Genomic DNA, 26,354 nt, shown 5'->3' with positions numbered 1-26,354 from the left:
GACGCCCTCACGCGATCCTCACGGAATCCCTACGGCCCGGTGGCGCTCCCTCACGGAATCCTCACGGCCTGCCGGTATCCTTGCGTCAGTGGGGGATCAGGTGGTTCTGGGGGTCATCGCCGTGGCGATCGGCCTGGCCGCGGGCGTCGTCCTCTTCGTGCCCTTCGACGCGATCAGCTACCGCCGTCGCGGACGCCTCTCGCTCGGCCGCACGCTGCTCTGGCTCGCGGCGCTCGTCTACTTCTGGGCCATCTGGACGTACACGCTGCTCCCGCTGCCCGACCCGGACGCCATCCGCTGCGTGGGGGCGATCACCGACCCGATGTCCGTGGTGCGCGACGTGCATAAGGCGTTCGCGGCGCCGGGCAACCCGCTGCGCCAGCCGGCCCTGCTCCAGCTCGTGTTCAACGTGCTGCTGTTCGTCCCGCTCGGGGCGTTCCTCCGCGTGCTGGGCGGACGCGGCCTCCCGACCGCGCTCCTCGCCGGCTTCGGGCTCTCGCTGCTCGTGGAGACCACGCAGCTCACCGGCGTCTGGGGTCTGTACCCGTGCGCCTACCGCTTCTTCGACGTGGGCGACCTGATGACGAACACGACCGGAGCCGTGCTCGGTTCGGTGCTCGCTCTCGTGGTGCCCCGGTCGCTGCGCGGCTTGCAGGCGCGGGCGGATGCCGATGAGCCGCGCCCGGTCACCCGGGGTCGCCGCGCGCTGGCGATGCTGTGCGACGGGCTCGCGAATGGCTTCGTCGTGCTCGCCGGGGGCGTCGGGGTGCAGCTCTGGCTCGAGTACGTCGTGCAGGACCGTCAGGCCGTTCTCGACGGCACCCTCGCCGGCACGGTGAGCACGGCGGCCGCCTGTGCGCTGTGGCTCGTGGTCATCCTGGTCACCGGCCGCTCGGTGGGAGACCTCGCCGTGCAGTTGCGCTACACCGGGTCGCGACTGCCGGCCGCGCTCGCCCGGCTGCTGCGCTGGGCGGGCGGCATCGGCGGACTCACGGCTCTCGGGATGCTCGGCGGGGTGTTCGACGCGCTCTCCTCGGTGCTGATCCTCGTCGCGATCGTGCTGCTGTTCACCACCCGCCAGGGGCGCGGCCTCCCCGGTCTGCTCTCCGGCCAGCACCTCGAGGACGCCCGCGTCACTGCGAAGAGGTGAGCCCCATTATGTACATAAGAGGTATTCTGTACGCATGAACACTCTCAGCCGCAGCGTGCCGTCGAAGGACCTGCGCGATCAGCTCGCTGACGTTCTCGGTGGTGTCGCGTACGGGGCGGAGCGGGTGGGGGTGACGCGTCACGGCAAGCTCACCGCGGTCGTGATCGGCGTCGACGACCTGGAGCTCCTGGAAGAGCTCGAGGCTGCGCGGGATGCGGCGGAGTTCGGAGCGGCGAAGGCGGCAGACGACGGGGGTCGAGTCTCGCTCGGTGACCTCCGTGCGGAACTCCCGTGACGCGGTACCGCGTCGAGTTCACCACCGCAGCGGCGAAGGAGGTCCGCAAGCTGGATCCTCAGCTCCGTCGGCGCATCCTCGCCGGGATCTCCGACCTCGAAAGGGATCCTCGTCCGCACGGCGTCCGCAAGCTCGCCGGGTTCGACAACGCCTGGCGCGTGCGGATCGGCGACTACCGTGTGCTCTACGAGGTCGAGGACGAGCGGGTGCTCGTCACCGTGGTCCGCGTCGCCCACCGCCGGGACGTCTACGACCTCTGACGGCATTCCGAATCCACAGGGGTTTCCGATCACGGATCGATAACGTCGTCCCCATGAGCGTGATCCCCGTCGACGAGCACCTGATCTCCGAGGCGAAGGAGCTCCGCGACCAGCTGCAGCGCTTCCTCCGCGAGTACGAGTTCGGGATGCGCGAGGTGGAGACGAAGATCTCGATCCTCCGCGACGAGTTCACCCACGACCACGCGTACAACCCCATCGAGCACGTGAAGAGCCGGCTGAAGTCGCCGGACAGCATCGTCGAGAAGATCGCCAGGAAGGGTATCGACGACCCGGACTTCGACCGCATCCGTGCCGAGATCACCGACATCGCCGGAGTGCGGGTGACCTGCAGCTTCGTCGCCGATGTCTACCGGCTGTTCGATCTGCTGACCGCGCAGGACGACGTGACCGTCCGCACGGTGAAGGACTACATCGCGAACCCGAAGCCGAACGGGTACAAGAGCCTGCACGCCATCATCGAGGTCCCCGTCTTCCTCTCGACGGGCGCGCTGTCCGTGCCGGTCGAGGTGCAGTTCCGGACCATCGCGATGGACTTCTGGGCGAGCCTGGAGCACAAGATCTACTACAAGTTCTCCAACCAGGTGCCGGCGCACCTCGTCGACAGCCTCAGCGATGCCGCCGACGCCGCCGCCGAGCTCGACACCCGCATGGAGCGGCTGCACCGCGAGGCCCATGGCGTGCCGCAGCGGCAGCTCGCGCCGCCGCCTCCGCCCGCGCCGGGGATCGTCGAGGTCTGAGCAGCCCGACCCGGCTCAGGCGAGGAACTCGCGGGCGGCCGCGGACATCGCCGTGACGCCGACCTCGATCGTCGGATGGATCTCCGGCGCGAAGAACGGCGAGTGGTTCGTGGGGATGTCCTTCTCCACGGTCCCCGCCGCGACGGCCTCGGCGAACCGGGCGGGGTCGACGCCGCCCCAGAACCAGAACACGAGCGGCACCTCGGCGTCGCGGGCGAACCAGGAGACGTCCTCGCTGCCGGTGAACATGCCGGGGTCGACGACGGCTGACTCCCCGAGCGCCCGACGCAGCGCCGACGAGACCCGCGCCGTCGCCTCCTCGTCGTTGATCGTCGCGGGGAGCGTGTGCTGCGTGTGGATCTCCGGCTCGCGCTCCGCCCCCGACGCCATCGCCTCGGCGCGCACGATCCGCTCGACGCTCGCCAGCACCTTCTCCCGCACGTCCTCGTTCGGGTAGCGGAGGCTGAGCTCCAGCTTCGCCTCGGCCGGGATGATGTTGTTCTTGAGTCCGGCGTGGATCGAGCCGACCGTCACCACGGCCACGCCCTGCGGGTCGATCTCGCGCGAGGTGATCGTCTGCAGGCGCATTACGGTCGCGGCCGCCATCACGACCGGATCGATCGTGGCGTGCGGGCGGGAGCCGTGCCCGCCGCGGCCGTGCAGGGTGACGGTGAGACCGTCCGACGCGGCCATCTGGGTGCCGCTGCGCACGCCGATGATCCCGGCGGGGAGCGGGGTGACGTGCTGGCCGAGCACCACGTCGGGCTTCGGGTAGCGGGCGAGCAGGCCGTCGTCGAGCATGGCCCTGGCGCCGGCGCCGTACTCCTCGGCAGGCTGGATGAGCACGACGAGGGTGCCCGACCATGCGGAGCGCTCGGCGACGAGCTTCTCGACCGCCCCGATCATCGCGGTGACGTGCATGTCGTGGCCGCACGCGTGCATGACGGGAACAGTCGTGCCTGCGGGGTCGACACCTCTCGCGGTGCTCGCATAGGCGAGGCCCGTCTGCTCCTCGACCGGGAGCGCGTCCATGTCGGCGCGCACCCACACGACCGGACCCTCGCCGTTGCGGAGAACCCCGACCACGCCGGTCACCCCGACGCCTTCTTCGACCTCGAGGCCCAGGTCGCGCAGGTGCTGGGCGGCGATGCCGGCGGTGCGCGTCTCCTGGAACGAGAGCTCGGGGTGCTGATGCAGGTCGATGTAGAGCGCTTCGAGGTCGATCGTCATGGCCAGAGCCTAGCCGGGTGTGCGCCGAGACCCCGGCGTTCCGCCGAGACCCCGGCTTCGCCGCGCCGGGAGCGCGGGGTCTCGACGGGAACGCGGGGTCTCGGCAGGGTCAGTGCACGTAGGACTCCAGGGCCGGTCCCGGACGCAGCACGGCGTTCACGATCGCCTGGATCGCGAACTCGCTCGTCTCGCCGAGTCCGATCACCTCGGGATGCAGGAGCCACTGGAGCTGCAGGCCGTCCATCACGGCGAGGATGGCGGCCGAGGCGGCGGCGACGGTCGCGGGTTCGGTCACACCCTCCTGGGCGCAGAGCTCCCCGAACGCTGCCGTCACCTCCCGGCGCAGGGTCGTGTAGCGCTCCTCGAAGTACTCGCGGCCGGGGTGGTCGTCGGTCACCGACTCGGAGGAGAGGACCGTGTAGGCCTGCACGATGCCCGGCCGCCTCTCGTTGGCGAACGCCGTGCGGACGAGGTGGAGGAACAGCTCCGGCCCGTCGGGGATGTGCTTCTCGGCGAGGTCGGCCACGTCGGCCTGGTCGCGGTAGGCGAGCACCTCGAGGAGGAGCTTCTGCTTCGACCCGAAGTGGTGCAGCACGCCCGCGTGCGTGATGCCGACCTGCTCGGCGACATCGGCGAGCGTGCCGTTCGTGGAGCCCTTGTTGCCGAAGATCTCGACCGCCGCCTTGAGGATCTGCTCGCGCTTCTCCCGCGTCGCCGGGCGCACCCGTACCGTGTGCACGTCGTCCGTCATGAGCCCACCTCCCGTCGTCCCGCTCTGCTTGCCAACCAACTTACTCCTCGGTAACCTCTCCACAGCTTACTTTCTCGACAGTAAGCAAAAGCGGCGGCCGGTGGCGATCCCTCGGCCGCGACGCCGCACAAGGACCCGTGCCCAAGGAGAAGCAATGAAGCTCACGAAAACCCTGATCGCCGCCAGCGCGGTCGCCGTCCTCGGCGTCTCGGCGCTCGCCGGATGCTCGGCTGGCGGTGGATCCGGCGACGGCGACGGCGCCGGATCCGCGTCCCTCACCATCGCGAAGCCGGACGGCGCGATCAGCACCGAGTCGAACAACCCGTTCGTCGGCGACTCCGCCGCGTCGAAGTACGGCTACGCCAAGGTCGTGTTCGAGACCCTGGCCCTGGTGAACCAGACGGGAGACCGCGGTACCACGCCATGGCTCGCCGAGAGCCTCGAGTGGAACGACGACTACACGCAGCTCACCGTCGTCCCCCGCGCCGACGTCACCTGGAGCGACGGCGAGCCGTTCACGGCGGACGACATCGTCTTCTCCTTCGAGACCGCCTCGATCCCCGCCCTCGACACCGCCGGCCTCAAGTTCGAGGGTGCCGAGGTCGACGGCGACAAGGTCGTGCTGAGCTTCGGCGACTCCAAGTACGTCAACCAGGCACGCGTGCTGCACGTGCCGATCGTCCCGAAGCACATCTGGGAGAACTTCGAAGACCCGGCCACCGACCCCGTCAAGGGTGACGACCTCGTCGGCACCGGCCCCTACGCGATGGCGAACTGGTCGACCGAGTCGGTCACGCTCGACGCGCGCGACGACTACTGGGGCGGCGACCTCGCCGTGCCCGAGCTGCACTACGTCTCGTACGGTGACAACACCGCCCTCACCACGGCCCTCGCGAACGGCGACGCCGACTGGGCACAGGCGTTCATCCCGCAGATCGAGGAGCAGTTCCTCTCGGCCGACCCCGAGCACAACAAGTTCCTCGCCTCCCCGACCACCGGTTCCGCCACGCTGTTCATGAACCTGCAGCAGAAGCCGTTTGACGACCCCGCCTTCCGTCAGGCGCTCGCCTGGGTGATCGACCGCGACGCCTACGTCGACATCGCGCGCGAGGGCGCCAGCGAGGCCGTCTGGTCGGTCACGGGCCTGTCGTCGATCCTCGAAGACGAGATCCAGCCCGAGTTCCAGGGCGTCGATTACAAGGTCGACGCCGAGAAGGCGCGTGACCTGCTGGAGACGGCCGGGTACACCTGGAAGGACGACGCCCTGATCGACCCCGACGGCACGCCCGTCTCGTTCACGCTCTCCGTCCCGTCCGGCTGGAGCGACTGGAACACCGCGCAGGAGCTCATCGCCGAGGACGTGAAGGACGGCATCGGTGCCGAGGTCAAGATCGACATGCCCGACTGGGGCGGCTGGGCCGATCCCCGCGACAACGGCACGTTCTCCGCGATCATCCACTGGCTGGAGGACAGCGGTACCGCCTACGGCCTCTACACCTCGACCATGGACCCGCGCTGGATCTCACCCGAGGGCAAGGCCGGCTTCAACTTCGGCCGCTTCGACGACCCGGAGGCGACCGCCGCGCTGAACACCTACGCCAACGCCTCGTCCGACGAGGAGCGGACCACCGCCATCGACACGCTGCAGACGATCTTCTCGGAGCAGGTGCCGGCCATCCCGCTGGGCGCCCACCCGCTGCTGGGTGAGTTCAACACGCGCAACTACGTCGGCTGGCCGTCGGAGACCGACACCTACGCGTCCGCCGACCCGACGCAGCCGAACATCGTGCAGATCCTCACGAAGCTGAAGCCCGCCGAGTAAGCACCACCCGAAGGGGAGCCCGGTCCGGTCACACGGCTCGGGCTCCCCACCAGGTCGACGAAGGACACCCCATGCCAGACCCTCTGCTCACCGTGCGCGACTTCTCCGTCGTGTACGACGTCGATCCGCCCGTCGAGGCGGTGAAGAACGTGACCCTCGAACTGCAGCGCGGCGAGATCCTCGGCCTCGCCGGGGAGAGCGGATGCGGCAAGACCACGCTCGCCTACGGTGTGCAGCGCCTGCTGCGCGCCCCGGCCGTCATCACCGGCGGCAGCGTGACGTTCCACGACGTGACCGGCATCGACATCGACATCAATGCGCTCGACGTCGACGCGATGCAGCGGTTCCGCTGGGACAAGGTGTCGATGGTGTTCCAGGGCGCGATGAACGCCCTCAACCCCGTGGCGACGATCGGGTCGCAGCTGGAGGACGTATTCGAGATCCACCGCCCCGACATGAACCGCAGGCAGCGGCGGGCCGAGGCTGAGGAGCTGCTCGAGATCGTCAAGGTCGGCCGTCAGCGGGTGCGCTCCTTCCCGCATGAGCTCTCCGGCGGCATGCGTCAGCGCGTCATGATCGCCATGGCCCTGGCGCTCCGTCCGCAGCTGATGGTCATGGACGAGCCGACGACTGCGCTCGACGTGCTGGTGCAGCGGGAGATCCTCACGCAGATCTCCCACCTGCGGCACGAGTTCGGCTTCTCGGTGATCTTCATCACCCACGACCTGCCGCTCCTGCTGGAGATCAGCGACCGGATCGCGATCATGCGCGAAGGCGAGATCATCGAGCTCGACACGGCAGAGCGCATCTGGACGCAGCCGGAGCACGAGTACACGAAGACGCTGCTGTCGTCGTTCCCCCGGCTCACCGGGGAGAGAGGGGTGCTGGTGCGATGACCACCCTCGAGTTCCGCCACGTCACGAAGGCGTACAACGTCCGAGGCGCAGGGCAGATCAAGGCCCTCGACGATGTGAGCTTCACTCTGACGTCCGGCCAGACGATCGGCCTGGTCGGACAGTCCGGCAGCGGCAAGTCCACGATCGCGAAGATCCTCACCCAGCTCGAGACCCCGACCAGCGGTGAGGTGCTGCTCGACGGCACGCCGATCCCGCGCCGCGGTAAGGGCCTGCGACGGTATCGCCAGCAGCTGCGGATGGTGTTCCAGGACCCGTTCGCCTCGCTCAACCCGTACCACTCGATCCGCTACCACCTGGAGCGTCCGATCCGTCTCGACGACGTGGTGCCCAAGAAGGACACCGAGAACGAGGTGCGTCGGCTCCTCGACCGGGTGCGCCTCGATGCGGACGCGGTGATCGACCGCCGCCCCCACGAGCTGTCGGGCGGTCAGCGACAGCGTGTGGCCATCGCCCGTGCCCTGGCCTCGCGGCCGTCGCTCCTCGTCGCCGACGAGCCGGTGTCGATGCTCGACGTCTCCATCCGGCTCGGCGTGCTGAACCTGCTCGCCGACCTGCAGCGCGAGGAGGGGCTCGGCGTGCTCTACATCACGCACGACCTGGCCACGGCCCGTCATTTCAGCGACGAGATCATGGTCCTCAACCAGGGGCGCGTGGTCGAGTACGGCACCGCCGACGATGTGATCCTCAACCCGCAGGACCCCTACACCCGCGAGCTGCGCGCGGCTTCCCCCGATCCGGAGAAGCACTTCGCCGCAGCGGCATCGAACGGAGGCGCGCAGTGAGCTCCGCTCTCCCCCAGCTCGACGACAACGACCTCGTCGCCCGCGATGCCCTCGAGGTCGGCACCACGGCGACCAGGGCAGAGCGCACCAGGCGACCGGTGCCGTGGCGCTTCTTCGCCGGTCGCGCGGCGTTCTACCTGTTCACGCTGTGGGCGGCGATCACGATCAACTTCTTCCTGCCCCGCCTCATGAAGGGCGACGCGGTCAGCTCGTACCTCGCGCGCAACCGCACCGTGAGCCCCGAGGCGGCGGAGGCCCTGCGCGTGCTGCTCGGCATCGACACCGACAAGTCCATCTGGCAGCAGTACCTCGAGTACTGGGGAATGCTGCTGCGCGGCGACCTCGGCATCTCGACCCTGCACGGTCTGCGGCCGGTCGCCGAGGTGCTCGCCGCCGCCCTGCCCTGGACGCTCGGACTGGTCGGCATCGCGACCGTCATCTCGTTCGCGATCGGCACGCTGCTCGGAGCCGTCGTGGGGTGGAAGCGCGGCAGCAAGCTCGACGCGATCATCCCGGTGACGACGTTCTTCAACACGATCCCGTACTTCTGGCTGGGACTCATCGCCATCGCGATCTTCTCCTCGACCCTGAAGTGGTTCCCCTCGTCGCACGCCTACGACAAGGGACAGTCGCCGGAATGGAGCCTCGACTTCATCGGCCAGGTGATCATGCACGGCACGCTCCCTGCGCTGACCATCGTGGTCGCCTCACTCGGCGGGTGGGTGCTCGGCATGCGCAACATGATGCTGACGGTGCTGGACGACGACTACATCACGGTCGCGCAGGCGAAGGGCATGCCCAACAAGCGGGTGCTCTGGGGCTACGCCGCCCGCAACGCGGTGCTGCCGCAGATCCAGAGCTTCGCGCTGTCGATCGGCTTCATCGTCGGCGGCACGATCGTGATGGAGATGGTCTTCAGCTATCCGGGTGTCGGCAAGCTGCTGCTCGATGCGACCAACGCCAAGGACTTCGCCCTCATGCAGGGCGTGTTCCTCGTGATCACGTTGTCGGTGCTAGTGGCCAACATCCTCGCCGATGTCGTCTACGCCTACCTCGACCCGCGCACGCGCCAGATGGAGTCCTGACATGACCGTTCCCACCACCGCAGCGAACACGGCGCCGGACGGATCGGCCGTCGTGTCCGGCATGCCCGAGACCGCCACGCTGCGCACCCCGCCGGCGGGAACGCCACCGCGCAAGACCTTCTGGTCGCAGCTCGCGCAGGCGTTCGCGATGTTCCGCAACCCCAAGTCGATCGCCGGGCTCCTCATCCTCGGGGCGTTCGTGCTCATCGCGATCTTCGCCCCGTGGATCGCCCCGTACGGACCGACCCAGAAGGACCGCACGGCACTGCGTCAGCCACCCTCCTGGGAGCACTGGCTGGGCACGACGCACATGGGCGAAGACGTCCTGAGCCAGATCATCTACGGCACCCGCGGGGTGATCGTCGTCGGCTTCCTCGCGGCGTTCATCGCCACGATCATCGCGATCACGATCGGTGTGATCGCGGGTTACGTGCGCGGCTGGAAGAGCGAGTCGCTCTCGGCGCTGACCAACGTGTTCCTGGTGATCCCCGGCATCCCGCTCATCATCATCATCGCCTCGCAGTTCGAGAACCCGCCGCTGATCGTGATCGCCGCAGTGCTCGGGATCACCGGATGGGCGTGGGGCGCCCGCGTGCTCCGCGCGCAGACCATGTCGCTGCGCAACCGCGACTTCATCCAGGCCGCGCGGGCGAACGGCGAGCCGCTGCGCCGCATCATCACGGTCGAGATGCTCCCGAACCTCATGGCGCTCATCGCGTCGAGCTTCGTCGGCACCGTGACCGCGGCCATCCTCGGTCTCACGACCCTGGCCTTCATCGGCGTGATCCCCGTCAGCAACCTGAACTGGGGGACCATCCTGTTCTGGGCGCAGCAGAACGGCGCCTTCCCGCGGCTGTGGTGGTGGTACGTGCCCGCCGGGCTGTGCATCGCGATCATCGGCGTCGCGCTCTCGCTCATCAATTTCGGCATCGACGAGTACGTCAACCCGCGACTGCGCTCGGCGGGCGAGCGGGCCAGGGCGATGAAGAAGAAGGGGCTGAACGTGAACGACGCCGTCACGGCCGTCCGCAGCGTGCCCCTGCCGACGAAGGCCCCCGATCCCGTATCGTCGGCGACTTCGCCGGGCGCTTCCGAGACGACCGACTCCTCGAACACCGCGACACCGCACACGAACCAGAACACGAAGTGATGACCTCTCAGACTCTGACCACGCAGCTCCCCTACCAGGACCCCGCTCTCTCGATCCCCGAACGCGTGGCCGACCTCCTCGACCGGATGACGGTGGAGGAGAAGGTCGGGCAGATGCTCCAGCTCGACGCCCGCGACGACATCGACGACCACGTGCTCCGGCGGCACGCGGGGTCGATCCTGCACGCCTCGGACGAGCGTCTGCGGCGGGCCGCCGCCCTGGTCGCGCAGACCCGACTCGGCATCCCGCTGCTCGTGGGCGAGGACTGCATCCACGGCCACTCGTTCTGGCCCGGAGGCACGATCTACCCCACGCAGCTCGGCATGGCAGCCTCCTGGGATCCGGCACTCGTCGAGCGCGTGGCGCGGGCGACGGCCGAGGAGGTCGCCGTGACCGGCATCCACTGGACGTTCTCACCGGTGCTGTGCATCGCCCGCGACCTGCGCTGGGGGCGGGTCGGGGAGACGTTCGGGGAGGACCCGTTCCTGATCGGCGAGCTGGCCTCGGCCATGGTGCGGGGCTATCAGGGTGACGGGCTCGACGACCCCACGGCCATCCTCGCCACAGCCAAGCACTTCGCCGGCTACTCGGAGACGCAGGGCGGACGCGACGCCAGCGAGGCCGACATCTCCCCGCGCAAGCTGCGCTCCTGGTTCCTGCCGCCGTTCGAGCGGGTCGCCCGCGAGGGCTGCCGGACGTTCATGCTCGGGTATCAGACGACCGACGGGGTGCCGATCACGCTGAACGAGTGGCTGCTCAGCGACGTGCTCCGCGGCGAGTGGGGCTACACCGGCACCCTCATCACCGACTGGGACAACGTGGGCCGGATGGTGTGGGAGCAGCGGGTGCAGCCCGACCTCACCCATGCCGCGGCCGCGGCCGTGCGCGCCGGGAACGACATGGTGATGACCACGCCGGGGTTCTTCGAGGGGGCGCTGGACGCGGTCGCTCGGGGACTCCTGCCGGAGGACGCGTTCGACGACGCGGTCTCCCGCATCCTCACGCTCAAGTTCGAGCTCGGGCTCTTCGAGGACCCGCGGCTGCCCCGCGACGACGTGTCCGCCGTGGTCGGCAGCGCCGCGCACGCAGACCTCAACCTCGAGATCACCCGCCGTTCGCTCGTGCTCCTCGAGAACGACGGACTGCTGCCGCTGGACGCCGCGGCACCGCTGCGGGTGGCGGTGACCGGGCCCCTCGCGGACGACGCTCAGACGCAGCTCGGCGACTGGGCCGGCGGCTCGGGCCAGGCGGGCTGGCTCGACGGACAGCCCCGCGAGATGATCACGACCGTGCTCGACGGCCTCCGTGCAGTGGACGCGTGGACGGTCACGCATGCACGCGGCGCCGACATCCTCACGCTCGCCGACGACCCCCGCGGCACGCACTTCCCGGACAACCAGCCGCGTCCTCGCGTGGTGCAGCCGTGCCCGCCGGATCCTGCGCTGATCGCGGAGGCGGTGGCCGCCGCCGAGGCCGCGGACGTCGTGGTCGCGGTGGTCGGCGATCGTATCGAGCTCGTGGGTGAGGGGCGGTCCACGGCCACGCTGGAGCTCATCGGCGGCCAGAACGCCCTGCTCGACGCGCTCATCGAGACCGGGAAGCCCGTCGTCGTGGTGCTGCTGGCGTCCAAGCCCCTCGTGCTCCCGCCCTCGGTGCAGCGGGCGGCGGCGGTGGTCTGGGCGGCCAGTCCCGGCATGCAGGGCGGGCGGGCGCTCGCCGACATCGTCACGGGTGCCGTGGAGCCCTCGGGCCGGCTGCCGATCTCGTTCGCACGGCACGTCGGGCAGCAGCCCACCTACTACAACCAGATCCGCGGTCAGCACGGCGACCGCTACGCCGACCTCACCCAGGCGCCCGCGTGGGCCTTCGGCGAGGGCCGGTCGTACACGACCGTGGCGTACGCGGAGCTGGAGCTGGAGCAGACGGAGCTGCTCCTCGGCGACACCGTGGTGGGGCACGTGACCGTGACGAACACGGGGGACCGGCCCGTCCGCGAGACCGTGCAGGCCTACGTGCGGGACGAGGTGACGAGCGTGAGCTGGACCGACCGCGAGCTCAAGGCCTTCCGGCAGGTCGACCTCGCGCCGGGGGAGAGTGCGCGCGTGCGGATCGAGGTCCCCGTCGCGGACTGCACGATCGTGACCGCCGCCGGCGTCCGGACCGTGGAGCCCGGTGCCTTCACGCTCCTCGTCGGCCCCAGCTCCCGCGAGGATCACCTCCTTTCCGCCCCCTTCGAGATCTCCCCGTCCTGATTCCTGACCCCTGATTCCCCGAGACCCCGCTTTCCCGCCGAGACCCCGTCGTGTCCGCGCGGCGGAGGCGGGGTCTCGGCGAGAGGTCGGGGTCTCGGTCTCGATTTGACCTCAAGTGCGCTTGAGGTTTTACGGTGGAGGGCGTGAGTGGGACAGAGAAGAAGTCGCGATGACGTACGTGATCGCGTTGCCGTGCGTCGACCTCAAGGACAAGGCCTGCATCGACGAATGCCCCGTCGACTGCATCTATGAGGGGGAGCGGTCGCTCTACATCCACCCCGACGAGTGCGTGGATTGCGGAGCGTGCGAGCCGGTGTGCCCCGTCGAGGCGATCTACTATGAGGACGATCTGCCCGACGAGTGGCAGGACTACTACAAGGCCAACGTCGAGTTCTTCGACGAGATCGGCTCGCCCGGCGGCGCCGCCCGCACCGGACTCATCCGTCACGACCACCCGCTCATCGCCGCGCTCCCGCCGCAGGAGGTGCACGAGTGACCCCGCGCATCGCCATCGTCGGCGCGGGCCCCGCGGGCATCTACGCCGCCGACCTGCTCCGGGCGCAGGTGCCGGAGGCGGCCATCGACCTGTACGAGAAGCTCCCCGCACCTTACGGGCTCGTCCGCTACGGCGTCGCCCCCGACCACCCGCGCATCCGCAAGATCATCGACGCGCTGCACGACGTGCTCCTCCAGCCCGGCATCCGGCTGCGCGGCAACGTCGAGGTCGGTGTCGATGTGACGGTCGACGAGCTCCGCCGGGCGTACGACGGCGTCGTCATCGCGACCGGAGCCGACCGCGACGTGGCGTTCGACGTGCCGGGAGCGGAGCTTCCCGGATCGTTCGGCGCCGCGGAGTTCGTGGCCTGGTACGACGCGCACCCCGACGTCGCGCAGGGTTGGGGCCTGGAGGCGGAGTCCGTGGCCGTGATCGGGGCGGGCAACGTCGCCCTCGACGTCACACGCATCCTCGCGAAGCACGCCGCGGCGCTGGAGTCGACCGACACTCCCGACCACATCCTCCACGCGCTCACCGCGAGCCGGGTCCGCGACGTGCACCTGTTCGCCCGTCGTGGCCCCGCCGATGTGCGCTTCTCGGCCCTGGAGCTGCGCGAGCTCGGGGAGCAGCACGACGTGGAGGTGATCGTCGATCCCGCCGACCTCGAGCTCGACGACCATGCCTCGCGCATGCTGGAGCAGTTCTCGCAGCGCCGCATCATCGTGCGCACGCTCACGGACTGGGCGCAGCGTCCGTCCGCCGGGGCCTCCCGGCGCATCCACCTGCACTTCCGGCATCGCCCGGTCCGCGTCGTCGGCACGGACCGCGTGGAGGGCATCGAGTTCGAGCGCACGGCCTCCGATCCGCTCGGCCGCATGGTCGGGACCGGCGAGCTCGTGCGGTACGAGGTCGGCGCCGTCTACCGGGCGATCGGCTACCTCTCCTCGCCCGTGCCCGGCGTGCCGTTCGACGCGGCACGGGGCGTCGTGCCGAACGCGGAGGGGCGGGTGCTCGATGCCGACGGCACGCCCGTGCCGGGCCTCTACGCGACCGGCTGGATCAAGCGCGGGCCGATCGGGCTCATCGGCTCGACCAAGTCCGATGCCGCGCAGACCGTGCAGCATCTCGCGGAGGACCTCGCCGCGACGCCGTCCGCCCGTATCGACCCGCACCCGCCCCTGGACCTCCCCGGCGTGGTGGACTGGGAGGGTTGGTTGCGCATCGACGAGGCCGAACGCCGCGCCGGAGCCGTCCGCGGCCGGGAGCGCACAAAGCTCGTCGACCGCGCGGCCATGCGCGCCCACGCGACCCCCACCCCCATCCCTCTCGAGGAGAGCACCCGATGACCCCCGACCCGCACACCACCCCGCACCCCGCCGCTCCGGTGCCCACGCCGGTCGGGGAGGGGCTCAAGGCGGCGTTCCGCACCCATCCCGCCGGTGTCGCCATCATCACGGCGCAGGGTCCGGACGGCCCCGTTGGTCTCACGGCGTCGAGCGTGTCGTCGGTCGCCGTCGATCCGGCGGCGATCGTGTTCTCGGTGACCAGGGCGACCGGCAGCGCCGGGGCCATCCTCGGCGCCGAGACCTTCGTCGTGCACCTCATCGACGACGAGCACTCCGCGCTCGCCCAGAGCTTCGCGGTGAGCGGTTCCGAGCGCTTCACGCCCGAGCAGGGCTGGACGACGCTGCCGACCGGCGAGCCGCACCTGGCGGAGGCCCGTGTCGCCCTGCGCTGCCGGGCGATCCAGACCGTGCCCGTCGGCTCGTCGACCGTGGTGATCGCCGAGGTGCTCGAGGTGCTCACCGGCCGCCCCGCCCGCCCGCTCGTCTACATCGACCGCCGCTTCCACGCCCTGTCCCACGACACCGCCCTCTGACCCCGTCACGAAAGGAACCACCATGTCTACTCCGTACACGCTCCCCGAGCTGCCCTACGACTACTCGGCACTGGAGCCGCACATCTCCGGCAAGATCATGGAGCTGCACCACTCCAAGCACCACCAGGCCTACGTGACCGGCGCGAACACGGCGCTGGAGCAGCTCGCGGCGGCCCGCGACAGCGGCGACCTCGGAGCGGTGAACAAGCTCGAGAAGGACCTCGCGTTCAACCTCGGCGGCCACATCAACCATTCCGTGTTCTGGCAGAACCTCTCGCCCGAGGGCGGCGGGGCTCCGGAGGGCGAGCTCTCGGCGGCGCTGGCGGACTCGTTCGGGTCCATCGACGGCTTCCGCGCGCACTTCACCGCGACGGCCCTCGGTGTGCAGGGGTCCGGCTGGGCCGTGCTCGCCTGGGACTCGGTGGGCGCCCGTCCGGTGATCTTCCAGCTCTTCGACCAGCAGGGCAACGCGCCGCTCGGCGTCATCCCGCTGCTGCAGCTCGACGTGTGGGAGCACGCCTACTACCTCGACTACCTCAACGTGCGGGCGGACTACGTCAAGGCGTTCTGGAACCTCGTGAACTGGCCCGACGTGCAGCGCCGCTTCGAGACGGCCCGCGCCGCCACCGCGGGTCTCCTCGTCCCCTGACCCCACCCCACCCCACCCCACCCCACCTTCGTCGACCCGGCCCCTTGCGTGCGCCCCGGCCCCTTGCGATCGTCCGCAACGGGCCGGGGTGGCCGCAAGGGGCCGGGTCGCGTTCAGGCGAGGGTGAGGAAGAGCTTCTCCAGGTCGGGGAGGGGGACGGCGTCGTCCTGCGCGGGGTCTTCCAGGCAGGTCTTCATGGCGGAGGCGATGATCTGGAACCCGGCCTTGTCCAGCGCCGAGGTCACGGCGGCGAGCTGCGTGACGACGGCCCGGCAGTCGCCGCCGCTCTCGACCGCGGCGATCACGGCGCCGAGCTGTCCCTGGGCGCGCTTGAGGCGGTTGGCGATCTTGCGCTGCGTGTCGGTGTCGACGGTGGTCATGGTCACTCCCTGAAGGCCGGCTGTGTGCTCCACTATACCCCCGGGGGTATAGTGGGTGGATACCCACCGGGGTATCGAGTAAGGAGAGAACACATGTGTCGAGCAGTCCGTTGCCGTACCTGCGGGAAGACCACCTGGGCGGGGTGCGGCCAGCACGTCGATGCCGTCCGTCGCACCGTGCCGGCGTCGGACTGGTGCACGGGCCATCCGAAGGACGAGGCCAAGGGCGGTCTCCTGTCCCGGCTGTTCGGGCGATGAGCGCGCCGCTCCGCGTCGTCATCGTCGGCGGTGTCGCCGGCGGCATGTCGGCGGCGACCCGGCTCCGGCGGCTCGATGAGTCCGCGGACATCGTCATCTTCGAGCGCGGGCCCGAGGTCTCCTACGCCAACTGCGGCCTGCCCTACTACGTGGGCGGTGTGATCGAGGGGCGTGACGCCCTCCTGCTGCAGACCCCGGAGTCGCTGCACCGCCGCTTCCGGCTGGACGTCCGCGTCCGTCACGACGTCGTCGGCATCGACACCGTGCGGAAGACGGTCGAGGTCGTCGATCTCGACAGCGGCCGCCGCAGCACCCACCCGTACGACCGCCTCGTGCTCGCCACCGGGGCCCGGCCGCGCGGCGATGAGCCGACCGGTGCCCTCCCGACGCGGAGCCTGCGGACTGTGGCCGATGCCGATGCGATCGACGCCGCCCTCCGCCCCGGACTGCCGGTGGTCGTCGTGGGCGGCGGATACACAGGACTGGAAGCCGTGGAGAACCTCGTCGCCCGAGGTGCCGCGGTGACCCTGGTGCAACGCGGTGCGCAGCTGCTCGCCCCGCTGGATCCGGAGATGGCCGCCCCTCTGGCGGCCGAGGTCCGGCGCCGCGGAGTCGACGTGCGGCTCGGCGTCGAGGTCGTGGCCACGGCCGCGGGTTCCGTGACCCTGAGCGACGGTGCCACCGTCCCCGCGGAGTTCCTCGTCGACGCCTCCGGGGTCGTGCCCGAGGCCGGACTCGCCCGCGCCGCGGGGATCCGTCTCGGCGAGACCGGCGGGATAGCCGTCGACGAGGCCTGCCGCACCAGTGCGCCCGACGTCTTCGCGGTGGGCGACGGGGTCGAGAAGGCCGACCTCATCGGCGGCGGTGCGGCGCTGGTGACCATGGCCGGTCTCGCCAACCGCCACGGCCGCATGGTGGCCGACGTCATCGCGGGGCGGGAGGAGTCGGCGCGCCCCGCCCTCGGCACCGGCATCGTGCAGGTGTTCGGCCTGGCCGCCGCGAAGACCGGGTGGAGCGAGAAGCAGCTCCGTGCCGCGGGTCGCGAGTTCTTCGCCGTCCACGTGCATCCGGCGTCGCACGCCGGCTACTACCCGGGCGCGGAGACCCTGTCGATGAAGCTCCTCGCCGACCCCGCCACCGACCGCATCCTGGGTGCGCAGGTCGTCGGTCGTGACGGCGCGGACAAGCGGATCGACGTCATCGCGACGGCGCTGCAGGCGGGCGTCACCGCTTCCGGGCTTGCGCACCTGGAGCTCGCGTATGCTCCGCAGTTCGGCTCCGCAAAGGATGCCGTGAACCTCCTGGGCTATGTGGCCGAGAACACCCGCAGCGGCACCACGCCGACCCTCCAGTGGCACGAGCTCGACGGCGCCCTGCGGGCGGGATCGACCCTCATCGACGTCCGCTCCGTGGCCGAGCATGCGAACGGCGCCATCCCCGGCGCGCGGAACATCCCGCTGGACGAGCTGCGCGACCGCCTCGACGAACTGCCCGAGGGGCCTCTGGTGGTGCACTGTCAGGTCGGCCTGCGCGGGCACATCGCCACCCGACTGCTGCGGCAGCACGGGCGCGCGGTGCGCAATCTCGACGGCGGCTACCGGACCTGGCAGGACGCGACCGCGGAGTGCTGAGCTCGACGCGTTCACAACTCAGGAGAATTGGCGCACCTGCGCCCGTCAGGGCCGGAACCGCGGTCTCCGCGCGCCGTACTCCTGAGTTGTGATCGCCGGACGGATCAGACGAGTCGCGCCGTCGTGCCGCGCACGTTGAGCTCGTACGGCAGCGCGGCGGGCGGCCGCACGGCGTCGGGGTCGGTGAGCTTCGCGAGGACCGCATCGGCCGCCCGCTCGCCCTGCCCGAGCGGGAACTGGTCGACCGTGGTGAGGCGGAAGAACTCGCCGAGCTCATGGCCGTCGATGCCCACGATGGACAGGTCGCCCGGCACCGCGAAGCCGAGGTCGCGGGCAGCGAGGAGCGCCCCGATCGCCATCTCGTCCGAGGCGGCGAACACCGCAGTGGGGCGAGGCCCCGGACGCCCGAGGAGCTGCTTCGCGGCGCGGTAGCCGCCCTCGACCGTGAAGTCCGCCGGCTCCAGGAACGCGGGGTTCAGCGGGATCCCGGCCGTGGCCAGCGCTCGTTCGAAGCCCAGCCGGCGGTTCGTGGGGATGTGGAAGTCGAGGTCGAACTCGGGGTTCGCGCCGATGTGGGCGATCTCCGTGTGCCCGAGCCCGAGCAGGTGCTCCGTCGCGAGCTGCGCCACGGCGACGTCGTCGACCGTGAGGGTGTCGAGCTTCGGGTTGGGCCCGCCGATCGCGATCACGGGGAGCCCGAGGTCGAGGAGCTGCTGGGTCTCGTCCTCGTCCAGCTCGATGGACACGGCGATCACGGCGTCCACGCGCTGGCGGCGCAGGAACGTGTCGAAGACGTGGCGGCGCACGTCATTGTCGGCGGTGATGTTGTAGAGCGTGATGTCGTAGCCGGCCCGCATGAGCGCGGCGGACACCCCCGACAGCACCGTGCTGAAGAACCAGCGGTCGAGGAACGGCACGACGACCCCGATGTTGCGCGTGCGCCCCGACGCCAGGCTCGAGGCGCGGGAGGACACCACGTACCCGAGGGAGGCGGCGGCCGCCTGCACGCGCTCCCGCGCGGACTCGGAGACATGCCCCCGGCCGCTCAGCGCACGGGAGACCGTCGCGGTGGAGACGCCGGCGAGCCGGGCGACCTCGTCGATGCTCGCCATCGTCTGTCCTTCGGATCGGAGACGCCCGTGGCACGCCCCGGGGGAGCGCGCCACGGGCGCAGCGGGTGTCAGGCCTTGGTGTACCAGACGGCGGTGTCGACGGGGATCTCGGGGCCGTCGAACGGCTGGCTGCGGAGCAGGATGACCGCGCCCTCCGGAAGGTCGAGCGGAGCCGCGCCGAGGTTCGCCAGCACGTGCACCTCGCCGCGGCGGAAGGCGACGGCATCGGGACCGGCGTCCTCCCACACCAGCGACCCGGTGCCGAATCCGAACTCGCGACGGCCGGCGAGCAGACGCTTGTACAGGGCGAGGGTCGACGCCGGGTCGACCTCCTCGACATCCCGGGCGTAGGCCGCCCAGTCCGCGGGCTGCGGGAGCCAGGAGAGGCCGGCGTCGTTGAAGCCGAAGGCGGGAGCCTCCGCCTCCCACGGCAGCGGCACGCGGCAGCCGTCGCGGCCGTAGCGCTCGCCGTTCGTGCGGAACCACGTCGGGTCCTGGCGGTATTCGTCCGGGATCTCCATGGCCTCGGGCAGCCCGAGCTCCTCGCCCTGGTACAGGTAGGCCGAGCCCGGGAGCGCGAGCATCAGCGTGGTGGCCGCGCGGGCGCGGGCGAGGCCGATGGCGGTGTCGGGCTTGTCCGGAGTGTTCGGGCCGATGCCCTCGCCCTGCGGGTTGTCGATCGTGAGCGCGAGGCGCGTGGCATGCCGGACGACGTCGTGGTTGGAGAGCACCCAGGTGCTGGGGGCGCCGACCGCGCCGAACGCGTCCAGCGACTCGCGGATCACGTCGCCGAGCGCCTTCGCGTCCCACGCCGTCATCAGGTAGGGGAAGTTGAAGGTCTGATGCATCTCGTCCGGACGCACCCAGAGCGCGGTCTCCTTCAGCGTCGGCATCCAGGCCTCGCCGCACAGGGCGCGGTCGCCGTCGTACTCGGCGAGCACCTTGTGCCAGTCCCGGTAGATCTCGTGCACGCCGTCCTGGCCCCAGTACGGCACGTTCGACTCGCCGCCGCCCATGGAGTCGGCGTCCGTCGGCGGCGTGTAGTCGGGCAGGCCCTCGGTCTTGATCATGCCGTGGGCCACGTCGACCCGGAAGCCGTCGACGCCGCGGTCGAGCCAGAAGCGCAGGATCGAGCGGAACTCCTCCTGCACCTCCTCGTTGTTCCAGTCGAAGTCCGGCTGCGTCGCGTCGAAGATGTGCAGGTACCACTGGCCGGGGGTGCCGTCGGCCTCGGTGACGCGCTGCCACATGCCGCCGCCGAACACCGACTCCCAGTTGTTCGGAGGCAGCTCGCCGTTCTCGCCGCGGCCGTCGCGGAAGATGTAGCGCGCGCGCTCCGGGCTGCCCGGCGCCGCCTTGAGCGCCTCCTGGAACCAGGGGTGCTGGTCGGAGGAGTGGTTGGGGACGAGGTCGACGATCACCCGGATGCCGCGGGCGTGCGCGGATTCCAGCATCGCGTCGAAGTCGGCGAGCGTGCCGAACAGCGGGTCGACGTCGCGGTAGTCGGCCACGTCGTAGCCGGCGTCGCGCTGCGGGCTCGTCATGAAGGGGCTGAGCCAGATCGCGTCGACGCCGAGCTCCTGCAGGGCATCGAGGCGGCTCGTGATGCCCGGCAGGTCGCCGATGCCGTCGCCCGACGCGTCCGCGAAGGAGCGGGGGTAGATCTGGTAGATGACGGCGCTGCGCCACCACTCGGAACCGGGGGCTGCGATCTGTTCGAGCTGTGCCATGCGATCAGGCTACTGCAAACGCTTACAGTCCCGCCACCACAGGTATCGAAACGGTTCGGCACCCTCTCTCGCCCCTCCCGCCGACCCACCCCTTTCCGTTCGACCCACCCCCTTGCGGACGGCCGTAAGGGGCCGGGAGGAGCAGAAGGGGGTGGGTCGACGGGGATGAGGGGATGAGGGTCAGGGCGTGGGCATGCCGCCGTTGACGTTCAGGGTCTCGCCGAGCACGTAGCTCGACTCCGGGGAGGCGAGGAAGACGTAGGCGGGAGCGAGCTCGGCTGGCTGACCCATCCGGCCGAGCGGGGTGTCCTGGCCGAACTGGGCGATCTTCTCCTGCGGCTGCCCGTCGCTCGGCTGCAGCGGGGTCCAGATCGGTCCCGGAGCCACGGCGTTCACGCGGATGCCCTTCGGCGCGAGCTGCTGGGCGAGGCCCTTCGTGAACGCGTTGATGGTCGACTTCGTCGAGGCGTAGTCGACGAGGATGTCGGACGGCGAGTAGGCCTGGATCGAGGTCGTGTTGATGATCGTCGAGCCGGCGGGGAGGTGCGGGAGGGCGGCCTTCGTGATCCAGAACATCGCGTACACGTTGGTCTTGAAGGTGTCGTCGAACTGCTCGTCGGTCACATCGGTGAGGGACTCCTGGAACACCTGCTTGCCGCCGTTGTTGACGAGGATGTCGAGTCCGCCGAGCGCCGCGACGGCCTCCGCCACCAGAGTGCGGCAGTACTCCGGGTCGCGCAGGTCGCCGGGGATCGTGGCGACGGTCGCTCCCGCCTCGCGGAGGATGCCGGCGATGCGGCTCGCGTCCTCCTCCTCTTCCGGGAGGTAGGAGATCGCGACGTCGGCGCCCTCGCGGGCGAACGCGATCGCGGTGGCCGCGCCGATGCCCGAGTCGCCGCCGGTGATGAGCGCCTTGCGGCCGGTCAGCCGTCCGGTGCCGCGGTACGACTCCTCGCCGAGGTCGGCCTTCGGGGTGAGGTCGGCGTCGAGACCGGGCTCGCGCATGTGCTGCTTCTGCGGCTGGATGTCGGCGTAGAGCTCGACCGGGTTGGTGAAGGTGTACTGGTCGCGGGACATGGGTGTCCTTTCCGGGAGGTCGGGGACGGGAGGACCATCGTGCGCGCCGCCCTCCGGGTCCGGCAAACGCCTTGCACGCATCCGGTCGCTTTGGTAGACGCGCATGTGGCCGAAAGACACTTCCCCCGGTGCCTCCTGTCATGACAAGGTGGCGAGCATCCCCCGTGTCGCTCGCGGCATATCCCCCGGGGGTCCTGTCGTCGAGAGGTCGTGATGTCCGCTTCCGCCCGCCGATCCGCGCCCTGGGCGGTCGTCGCCGCACTCGTCGTCGGTGCCGTGCTCGCCGGCGCCGCCCCTGCCGTGTCGGACGCGTTCGGCGCCCGTGCCCAGCCCCCGGCGGATCCGGTGAACGACCCCGCCGCCTCGGTGGCGCTCGCGTACGAGTTCCTCGACTCCCGGGTCGACGAGTTCTGCGACGGTGAGGGCCGCTGCCTGCCGCGCAGCTACCAGGGCGGGTTCTTCACCACGCCGTCGTGGGACTTCACCCCCTCCTTCGTGTACGACGACGCCCTCGTCGTGATCGCCTACACGGCCCGCGGTCTGCCGGACGACCTGCGTCGCGCCCGGTCCGTCGCCGACACCCTCCTCTTCGTGCAGGAGAACGACCCCGTCGGCGACGGCCGCGTCCGCACGTCCTACGAGCCGCACGGCATCCGGCAGGGGCGCATGGAGATCACCGGACCCGGCACGTTCACCGGCAACCAGGCCTGGGTGGGCATGGCGCTCGCCCGCCTCTTCCACGCCACCGGCGAGAAGGCCTACCTCGACGGCGCGGTGCGCATCGCGGAGTGGATCCAGGACAACACCGCCGACATGACGCGGGCGCCGTTCGGCTACACCGGCGGGCAGACCGATGCCGGGGTGCCGCTGGAGTGGAAGTCCACCGAGCACAACAGCGACATCGCCGGCTTCTTCACGCAGCTCGGCCAGCTCACGGGCGACGGGGTGTGGGCGGAGCGGGCGGCGGTGGCGGCCGGATTCGTCGCGGCGATGCAGAGCGCCGACGGGCACGTGGACACCGGGACGCTGCTCGACGGCAGCACGATCAACACCCGTCCCGTCCCGCTCGACGCCCAGACGTGGAGCCTGCTCGGCACCGGGGACGCCCGATACGGCTCGGCCGTCGACTGGACGCTCGCGCACCTCGTGGCCCAGGACGGTCCGTACCGCGGTCCGTCGATCAGCGACGCGGACGTGTCCAAGGTCTGGTTCGAGGGCAGCGGACACCTCGCGCTGGCGCTGCAGGACCGTGCGGCCGCCGGCGACCAGGCTCGTGCGGAGGAGTTGCTGGCCGACATCCGCCTGGTGCAGCGGGACGCACCGAACGGCGACGGCAAGGGGATCGTGGCGACCTCGACCGACGGACTCGACTCCGGCTTCGGCGACCTCTACTACGCGAGCCTGCACACCGGCACGACGGCCTGGTACCTGCTCGCGGCCGTGGGTGACAACCCGTTCCGTCTGCCCTGACCTCGCCTGTCGACCCGGCCTCTTGCGGTCGACCCGGCCCCTTCCGCGCGCCCGCAACGGGGTGGGACGCGCGCAGAGGGGTGGGTCGAGGGAGGCGTCAGGCGGCGACGCGGGCGACGGCGGCGATCGCGCTCGTGAAGAAGTCGAGGCCGTCCACGCCGCTGCGCATCGCGACCGCGGTGTCCGGACCGAAGCCGGGCTCCGTGGCGTGCTCGGGGTGCGGCATGAGCCCCACGACGTTGCCCGCCTCGTTCGTCAGCCCCGCGATGTCGCGCAGCGAGCCGTTCGGGTTCACGCCGGCGTAGCGGAACGCCACGAGACCCTCGCCCTCGACGCGGTCGAGCGTCTGCTCGTCGGCGATGTAGCCGCCGTCCGCGTTCTTCAACGGGATCACGATCTCCTGGCCGGTGCGGAAGGCGTTGGTCCAGGCGGTGTCGGAGTTCTCGACCGTGAGCTTCTGGTCGCGGCGCACGAAGTGCTGGTGGTTGTTGCGGATGAGTCCGCCGGGCAGCAGGTGCGCCTCGACGAGCATCTGGAAGCCGTTGCAGATGCCGAGGACGGGCATGCCCTTCGCGGCGGCGTCCTTGACCTCGCTCATGATGGGCGAGAGGGCGGCGATGGCTCCGGCGCGGAGGTAGTCGCCGTAGCTGAACCCGCCGGGGAGGACGAGGGCGTCGACGCCCTCGAGGTCGTGCGAGCCGTGCCACAGGGCGACCGGCTCGGCTCCGGCGATGCGGACGGCGCGCTGCGCGTCGACGTCGTCCAGCGAGCCGGGGAAGGTGACGACGCCGATGCGGACGGTCACTCCGCCACCTCGACGCCCACGACGTCCTCGATCACGGCGTTCGACAGGACCTCGTCGGCGATGCGGCGGGCCTCGGCGAGGACCTCGTCGGTGACCTCGCCCTCGACGGTGAGCTCGAAGCGCTTGCCGATGCGGACGTCGGTGAAGCCCTCGACGCCCAGGCGGGCGAAGGCGCCGGAGACGGCCTTCCCCTGCGGGTCGAGCAGTTCGGGCTTGGGCATGACGTCGACGACGATGGTGGGCATGACGGCTCCAAGAGTCGCGGGCGGACGGGCGGGTTCAGTCTACCGCTCGTCGATGCTCCGCTGAGACCCCGGGCTCGCGCCCACACCCCGTCCTGCGCGCGCCGCCACGCCGGGGCGTCGGCGAGAACCCGGGGTCTCAGGGTCAGGAGTGGAAGACGGTGTGGAGGTCGCCGATCGCCTCGCGGCCGCCGAGGCCGTCGATCTCGAAGAGCACCGAGATGCCGGCCACGTGGCTGCCGAGACGCTCCACGAGCTGGCGACCGGCGGCCAGGGTTCCTCCGGTGGCGAGCACGTCGTCGATGAGGAGGACGCGGGAGCCCGCGGGCAGGTCGTCGTGCATCTCGATGGTCGCCGTGCCGTACTCGAGGGCGTAGTCGACGGAGGCGGCGGGGCGGGGGAGCTTGCCGGCCTTGCGGATCGGGATCAGCCCGACCCCCGCGGCGATGGCGGCGGCCCCGGCGAGGATGAAGCCCCGCGCCTCGATGCCGGCCACAACGTCGAACTGCCCCGCGAAGGGCGCGATGATCGCCTCGGTCGTCACGCGGAGGGCCTCGGCGTCGGCGAGGAGTGGCGTGATGTCGCGGAAGATGATGCCGGGCTCCGGGTAGTCCGGGATGCTGCGGATCAGGGATTCGGCGCGGGTGAGGGCAGGGGAGAGCGTGGCTTCGGGCACCGGACAAGGGTACGCCGGTTGCGCGGGAGGGGCCTGCAGAGACGGCTCTCTTGACATCGTGGGAGCGCTCCCATAGAGTTCACGACAACCTTGTGGGAGCGCTCCCACAGGCCCCCACGCACCACCACCCGCACGACCCACAAAGGAGTGAACCGTGAACTCACGTGCCCGCACCCGGATCCTGGCGACAGCCGCCGTGGCATCCGTCTCCGCTCTCGCCCTGGCCGGCTGCTCCGGCAGCACCGGCGGCGACGGCGGCTCCGGCGCCAGCGCCGACGAGAAGGTCACACTGACCGTCACCACCTTCGGCACCTTCGGCTACGACGACCTCTACAAGGAGTACGAGAAGGCGCATCCGAACGTGACGATCGAGGCGACCAACATCGACACCGGCGGCAACGCCCGCACCGACGCCTTCACCAAGATCGCCGCCGGCTCCGGCCTCAGCGACATCGTCGCGATCGAGGAGGGCTGGCTCGGCGCCATCATGGACGTCTCGGACACCTTCGTCGACCTGCGCGACTACGGCATCGAGGATCGCAAGGACGACTGGGTCGACTGGAAGTACGGCCAGGCGACCGACGCCGAGGGCCGCGTCATCGGCTACGGCACCGACATCGGCCCGAGCGGCATCTGCTACAACGGCGCCGCGTTCGAGGCCGCGGGCCTGCCCAGCGACCGCGAGTCCGTCGCCGAGCTGCTCAACGGCGACTGGGAGAACTACTTCCAGGTCGGCGCCGACTACACGGCGAAGACCGGCAAGGCGTGGTACGACCACTCCGGCTTCGTCTGGAACGCCATGGTCAACCAGCTCGACGAGGGCTACTACACCGCCGACGGCGAGCTGAACGTCGAGGGCAACGACGAGCTCCAGGAGCGCTTCGAGCTCCTCGGAGCCGCGACCGAGGGCGGCCAGTCCGCGGCGCAGACCGCATGGGACTGGAACGGCGGCAAGTCGTTCGTCGACGGCACCTTCGCCACCTTCGTCTGCCCGGGCTGGATGCTCGGCGTCGTGCAGGGACAGGTCGAGGCCGGCGGCGGCGACGCGTCGACGGGCTGGGACTTCGCCGACGTCTTCCCCGGCGGTGCGGCCAACTGGGGCGGCGCCTTCCTCTCCATCCCCGAGTCGTCGGAGCACAAGAAGGCCGCGGCAGAGCTGGCCGACTGGCTGACGCAGCCCGAGCAGCAGGTGAAGCAGTCCGCCGCCGCGGGCAACTTCCCCTCGACCATCAAGGCACAGGAGTCCCTCGCCGAGGAGGCCACGCCCAACGAGTTCTTCAACGACGCGCCGACCGGTGCCATCCTCGCCGAGCGTGCCAAGGGCGTCGTCGCGCAGTTCAAGGGCGCCGATGACTCGGTGATCCAGGAGAACGTGTTCGGCCCGGCGCTGAGCGCGCTCGACCGTGGCGAGACCGACACGCAGGGCGCCTGGGACCAGGCGATCGGCCTGCTGAACGACCTCGTCGGCTGATGATCTCGCTTCGACAGGCTCAGCGA

The 26,354-nt window shown here is 70.4% G+C and carries 26 protein-coding genes; 17 read left to right on the top strand and 9 right to left on the bottom strand.

From position 1 onward, the window contains the following. Positions 1–88: 88 nt before the first annotated feature. The 4 genes from BK819_RS03260 to BK819_RS03245 are packed head-to-tail and all read left to right on the top strand — an operon-like array spanning position 89 to position 2,463. Entirely contained in the window at positions 89–1,150 is a 1,062-nt protein-coding gene (locus tag BK819_RS03260) for a VanZ family protein (protein ID WP_071327834.1), read from the top strand. Between the two features lie 34 nt (positions 1,151–1,184). Then, positions 1,185–1,445: a type II toxin-antitoxin system prevent-host-death family antitoxin gene (locus tag BK819_RS03255; RefSeq protein ID WP_071327833.1), complete on the top strand. Its 261-nt coding sequence runs from the start codon at positions 1,185–1,187 to the stop codon at positions 1,443–1,445. Then, entirely contained in the window at positions 1,442–1,705 is a 264-nt protein-coding gene (locus BK819_RS03250; protein WP_071327832.1) for a type II toxin-antitoxin system RelE/ParE family toxin, read from the top strand. The genes BK819_RS03255 and BK819_RS03250 overlap by 4 nt, the downstream gene beginning before the upstream one ends. 53 nt (positions 1,706–1,758) lie before the next feature. After that, a complete protein-coding gene (locus BK819_RS03245) occupies positions 1,759–2,463 on the top strand; it encodes a GTP pyrophosphokinase family protein (RefSeq protein ID WP_025104005.1) in 705 nt (234 codons plus the stop codon). Positions 2,464–2,478: 15 nt separating this feature from the next. Here the strand turns inward: BK819_RS03245 and BK819_RS03240 are convergent, their stop codons facing one another. Continuing rightward, positions 2,479–3,693, bottom strand: a complete 1,215-nt coding sequence (locus tag BK819_RS03240) for an amidohydrolase (protein WP_071327831.1) — start codon at positions 3,691–3,693, stop codon at positions 2,479–2,481. A 109-nt stretch (positions 3,694–3,802) separates the two neighbouring features. Next, on the bottom strand, positions 3,803–4,444 hold the full coding sequence (locus BK819_RS03235) for a TetR/AcrR family transcriptional regulator (RefSeq protein WP_071327830.1): 642 nt from the start codon (positions 4,442–4,444) through the stop codon (positions 3,803–3,805). Positions 4,445–4,598: 154 nt separating this feature from the next. Between BK819_RS03235 and BK819_RS03230 the strand changes: the two genes are divergently transcribed. The 10 genes from BK819_RS03230 to BK819_RS03185 all read left to right on the top strand — a co-directional run bounded on the left by BK819_RS03230 (position 4,599) and on the right by BK819_RS03185 (position 15,476). Next, complete coding sequence (locus tag BK819_RS03230; protein WP_071327829.1) at positions 4,599–6,266, top strand: ABC transporter substrate-binding protein; 1,668 nt, start codon at positions 4,599–4,601, stop codon at positions 6,264–6,266. A gap of 71 nt (positions 6,267–6,337) precedes the next feature. Then, a complete protein-coding gene (locus tag BK819_RS03225; protein WP_071327828.1) occupies positions 6,338–7,162 on the top strand; it encodes an ABC transporter ATP-binding protein in 825 nt (274 codons plus the stop codon). Continuing rightward, entirely contained in the window at positions 7,159–7,965 is an 807-nt protein-coding gene (locus BK819_RS03220; RefSeq protein ID WP_071327827.1) for an ABC transporter ATP-binding protein, read from the top strand. The genes BK819_RS03225 and BK819_RS03220 overlap by 4 nt, the downstream gene beginning before the upstream one ends. After that, positions 7,962–9,050, top strand: a complete 1,089-nt coding sequence (locus tag BK819_RS03215) for an ABC transporter permease (protein WP_071327826.1) — start codon at positions 7,962–7,964, stop codon at positions 9,048–9,050. The genes BK819_RS03220 and BK819_RS03215 overlap by 4 nt, the downstream gene beginning before the upstream one ends. Before the next feature lies 1 nt (position 9,051). Beyond that, on the top strand, positions 9,052–10,200 hold the full coding sequence (locus BK819_RS03210; protein ID WP_071327825.1) for an ABC transporter permease: 1,149 nt from the start codon (positions 9,052–9,054) through the stop codon (positions 10,198–10,200). Then, positions 10,200–12,452 carry a glycoside hydrolase family 3 N-terminal domain-containing protein gene (locus BK819_RS03205; RefSeq protein ID WP_071327824.1) on the top strand — a complete coding sequence of 751 codons (2,253 nt, stop codon included), beginning with the start codon at positions 10,200–10,202 and terminating at the stop codon, positions 12,450–12,452. Before BK819_RS03210 ends, BK819_RS03205 begins: the two co-directional genes overlap by 1 nt. A gap of 169 nt (positions 12,453–12,621) precedes the next feature. Then, a complete protein-coding gene (gene fdxA / locus BK819_RS03200; RefSeq protein WP_025103996.1) occupies positions 12,622–12,948 on the top strand; it encodes a ferredoxin in 327 nt (108 codons plus the stop codon). Continuing rightward, a complete protein-coding gene (locus tag BK819_RS03195; protein ID WP_071327823.1) occupies positions 12,945–14,294 on the top strand; it encodes an FAD-dependent oxidoreductase in 1,350 nt (449 codons plus the stop codon). Before fdxA ends, BK819_RS03195 begins: the two co-directional genes overlap by 4 nt. After that, the gene (locus tag BK819_RS03190) at positions 14,291–14,827 is read left to right on the top strand and encodes a flavin reductase family protein (protein WP_174521465.1); all 537 of its coding nucleotides are present in this window, start codon (positions 14,291–14,293) and stop codon (positions 14,825–14,827) included. Before BK819_RS03195 ends, BK819_RS03190 begins: the two co-directional genes overlap by 4 nt. 22 nt (positions 14,828–14,849) lie before the next feature. Beyond that, a complete protein-coding gene (locus tag BK819_RS03185; RefSeq protein WP_071327822.1) occupies positions 14,850–15,476 on the top strand; it encodes a superoxide dismutase in 627 nt (208 codons plus the stop codon). A gap of 113 nt (positions 15,477–15,589) precedes the next feature. On the opposite strand, the gene BK819_RS03180 is transcribed toward BK819_RS03185, so the two are convergent. Next, positions 15,590–15,856, bottom strand: coding sequence for a metal-sensitive transcriptional regulator (locus BK819_RS03180; RefSeq protein WP_025103992.1), 267 nt, complete (start codon positions 15,854–15,856; stop codon positions 15,590–15,592). A 254-nt stretch (positions 15,857–16,110) separates the two neighbouring features. On the opposite strand from BK819_RS03180, the gene BK819_RS03175 reads away from it, so the two are divergent. Beyond that, positions 16,111–17,745: an FAD-dependent oxidoreductase gene (locus BK819_RS03175; RefSeq protein WP_071327821.1), complete on the top strand. Its 1,635-nt coding sequence runs from the start codon at positions 16,111–16,113 to the stop codon at positions 17,743–17,745. A gap of 104 nt (positions 17,746–17,849) precedes the next feature. Here the strand turns inward: BK819_RS03175 and BK819_RS03170 are convergent, their stop codons facing one another. The 3 genes from BK819_RS03170 to BK819_RS03160 all read right to left on the bottom strand — a co-directional run bounded on the left by BK819_RS03170 (position 17,850) and on the right by BK819_RS03160 (position 21,664). Further along, entirely contained in the window at positions 17,850–18,857 is a 1,008-nt protein-coding gene (locus BK819_RS03170) for a LacI family DNA-binding transcriptional regulator (protein WP_071327820.1), read from the bottom strand. Between the two features lie 68 nt (positions 18,858–18,925). Continuing rightward, positions 18,926–20,587: a glycoside hydrolase family 13 protein gene (locus BK819_RS03165; RefSeq protein WP_071327819.1), complete on the bottom strand. Its 1,662-nt coding sequence runs from the start codon at positions 20,585–20,587 to the stop codon at positions 18,926–18,928. A gap of 180 nt (positions 20,588–20,767) precedes the next feature. Further along, entirely contained in the window at positions 20,768–21,664 is an 897-nt protein-coding gene (locus BK819_RS03160) for an SDR family oxidoreductase (RefSeq protein ID WP_060923499.1), read from the bottom strand. Between the two features lie 213 nt (positions 21,665–21,877). On the opposite strand from BK819_RS03160, the gene BK819_RS03155 reads away from it, so the two are divergent. Beyond that, a complete protein-coding gene (locus tag BK819_RS03155) occupies positions 21,878–23,134 on the top strand; it encodes a hypothetical protein (RefSeq protein WP_071327818.1) in 1,257 nt (418 codons plus the stop codon). Positions 23,135–23,231: 97 nt separating this feature from the next. Here BK819_RS03155 and purQ read toward each other — a convergent pair whose 3' ends face one another. The 3 genes from purQ to BK819_RS03140 all read right to left on the bottom strand — a co-directional run bounded on the left by purQ (position 23,232) and on the right by BK819_RS03140 (position 24,857). Then, positions 23,232–23,939 carry a phosphoribosylformylglycinamidine synthase subunit PurQ gene (gene purQ / locus BK819_RS03150; RefSeq protein ID WP_071327817.1) on the bottom strand — a complete coding sequence of 236 codons (708 nt, stop codon included), beginning with the start codon at positions 23,937–23,939 and terminating at the stop codon, positions 23,232–23,234. Next, a complete protein-coding gene (purS, locus tag BK819_RS03145) occupies positions 23,936–24,184 on the bottom strand; it encodes a phosphoribosylformylglycinamidine synthase subunit PurS (protein WP_025103985.1) in 249 nt (82 codons plus the stop codon). The genes purQ and purS overlap by 4 nt, the downstream gene beginning before the upstream one ends. Positions 24,185–24,326: 142 nt before the next feature. Continuing rightward, positions 24,327–24,857, bottom strand: a complete 531-nt coding sequence (locus BK819_RS03140; protein ID WP_071327816.1) for an adenine phosphoribosyltransferase — start codon at positions 24,855–24,857, stop codon at positions 24,327–24,329. 154 nt (positions 24,858–25,011) lie between these two features. Between BK819_RS03140 and BK819_RS03135 the strand changes: the two genes are divergently transcribed. Then, complete coding sequence (locus tag BK819_RS03135) at positions 25,012–26,328, top strand: ABC transporter substrate-binding protein (RefSeq protein WP_071327815.1); 1,317 nt, start codon at positions 25,012–25,014, stop codon at positions 26,326–26,328. Positions 26,329–26,354 lie beyond the last annotated feature (26 nt).

Source organism: Microbacterium sp. LCT-H2 (assembly GCF_001866135.1).
Lineage (GTDB): Bacteria > Actinomycetota > Actinomycetes > Actinomycetales > Microbacteriaceae > Microbacterium.
The sequence above is the reverse complement of the archived record's forward strand: the minus strand, read 5'-3'. Positions and strand labels throughout refer to the sequence as shown.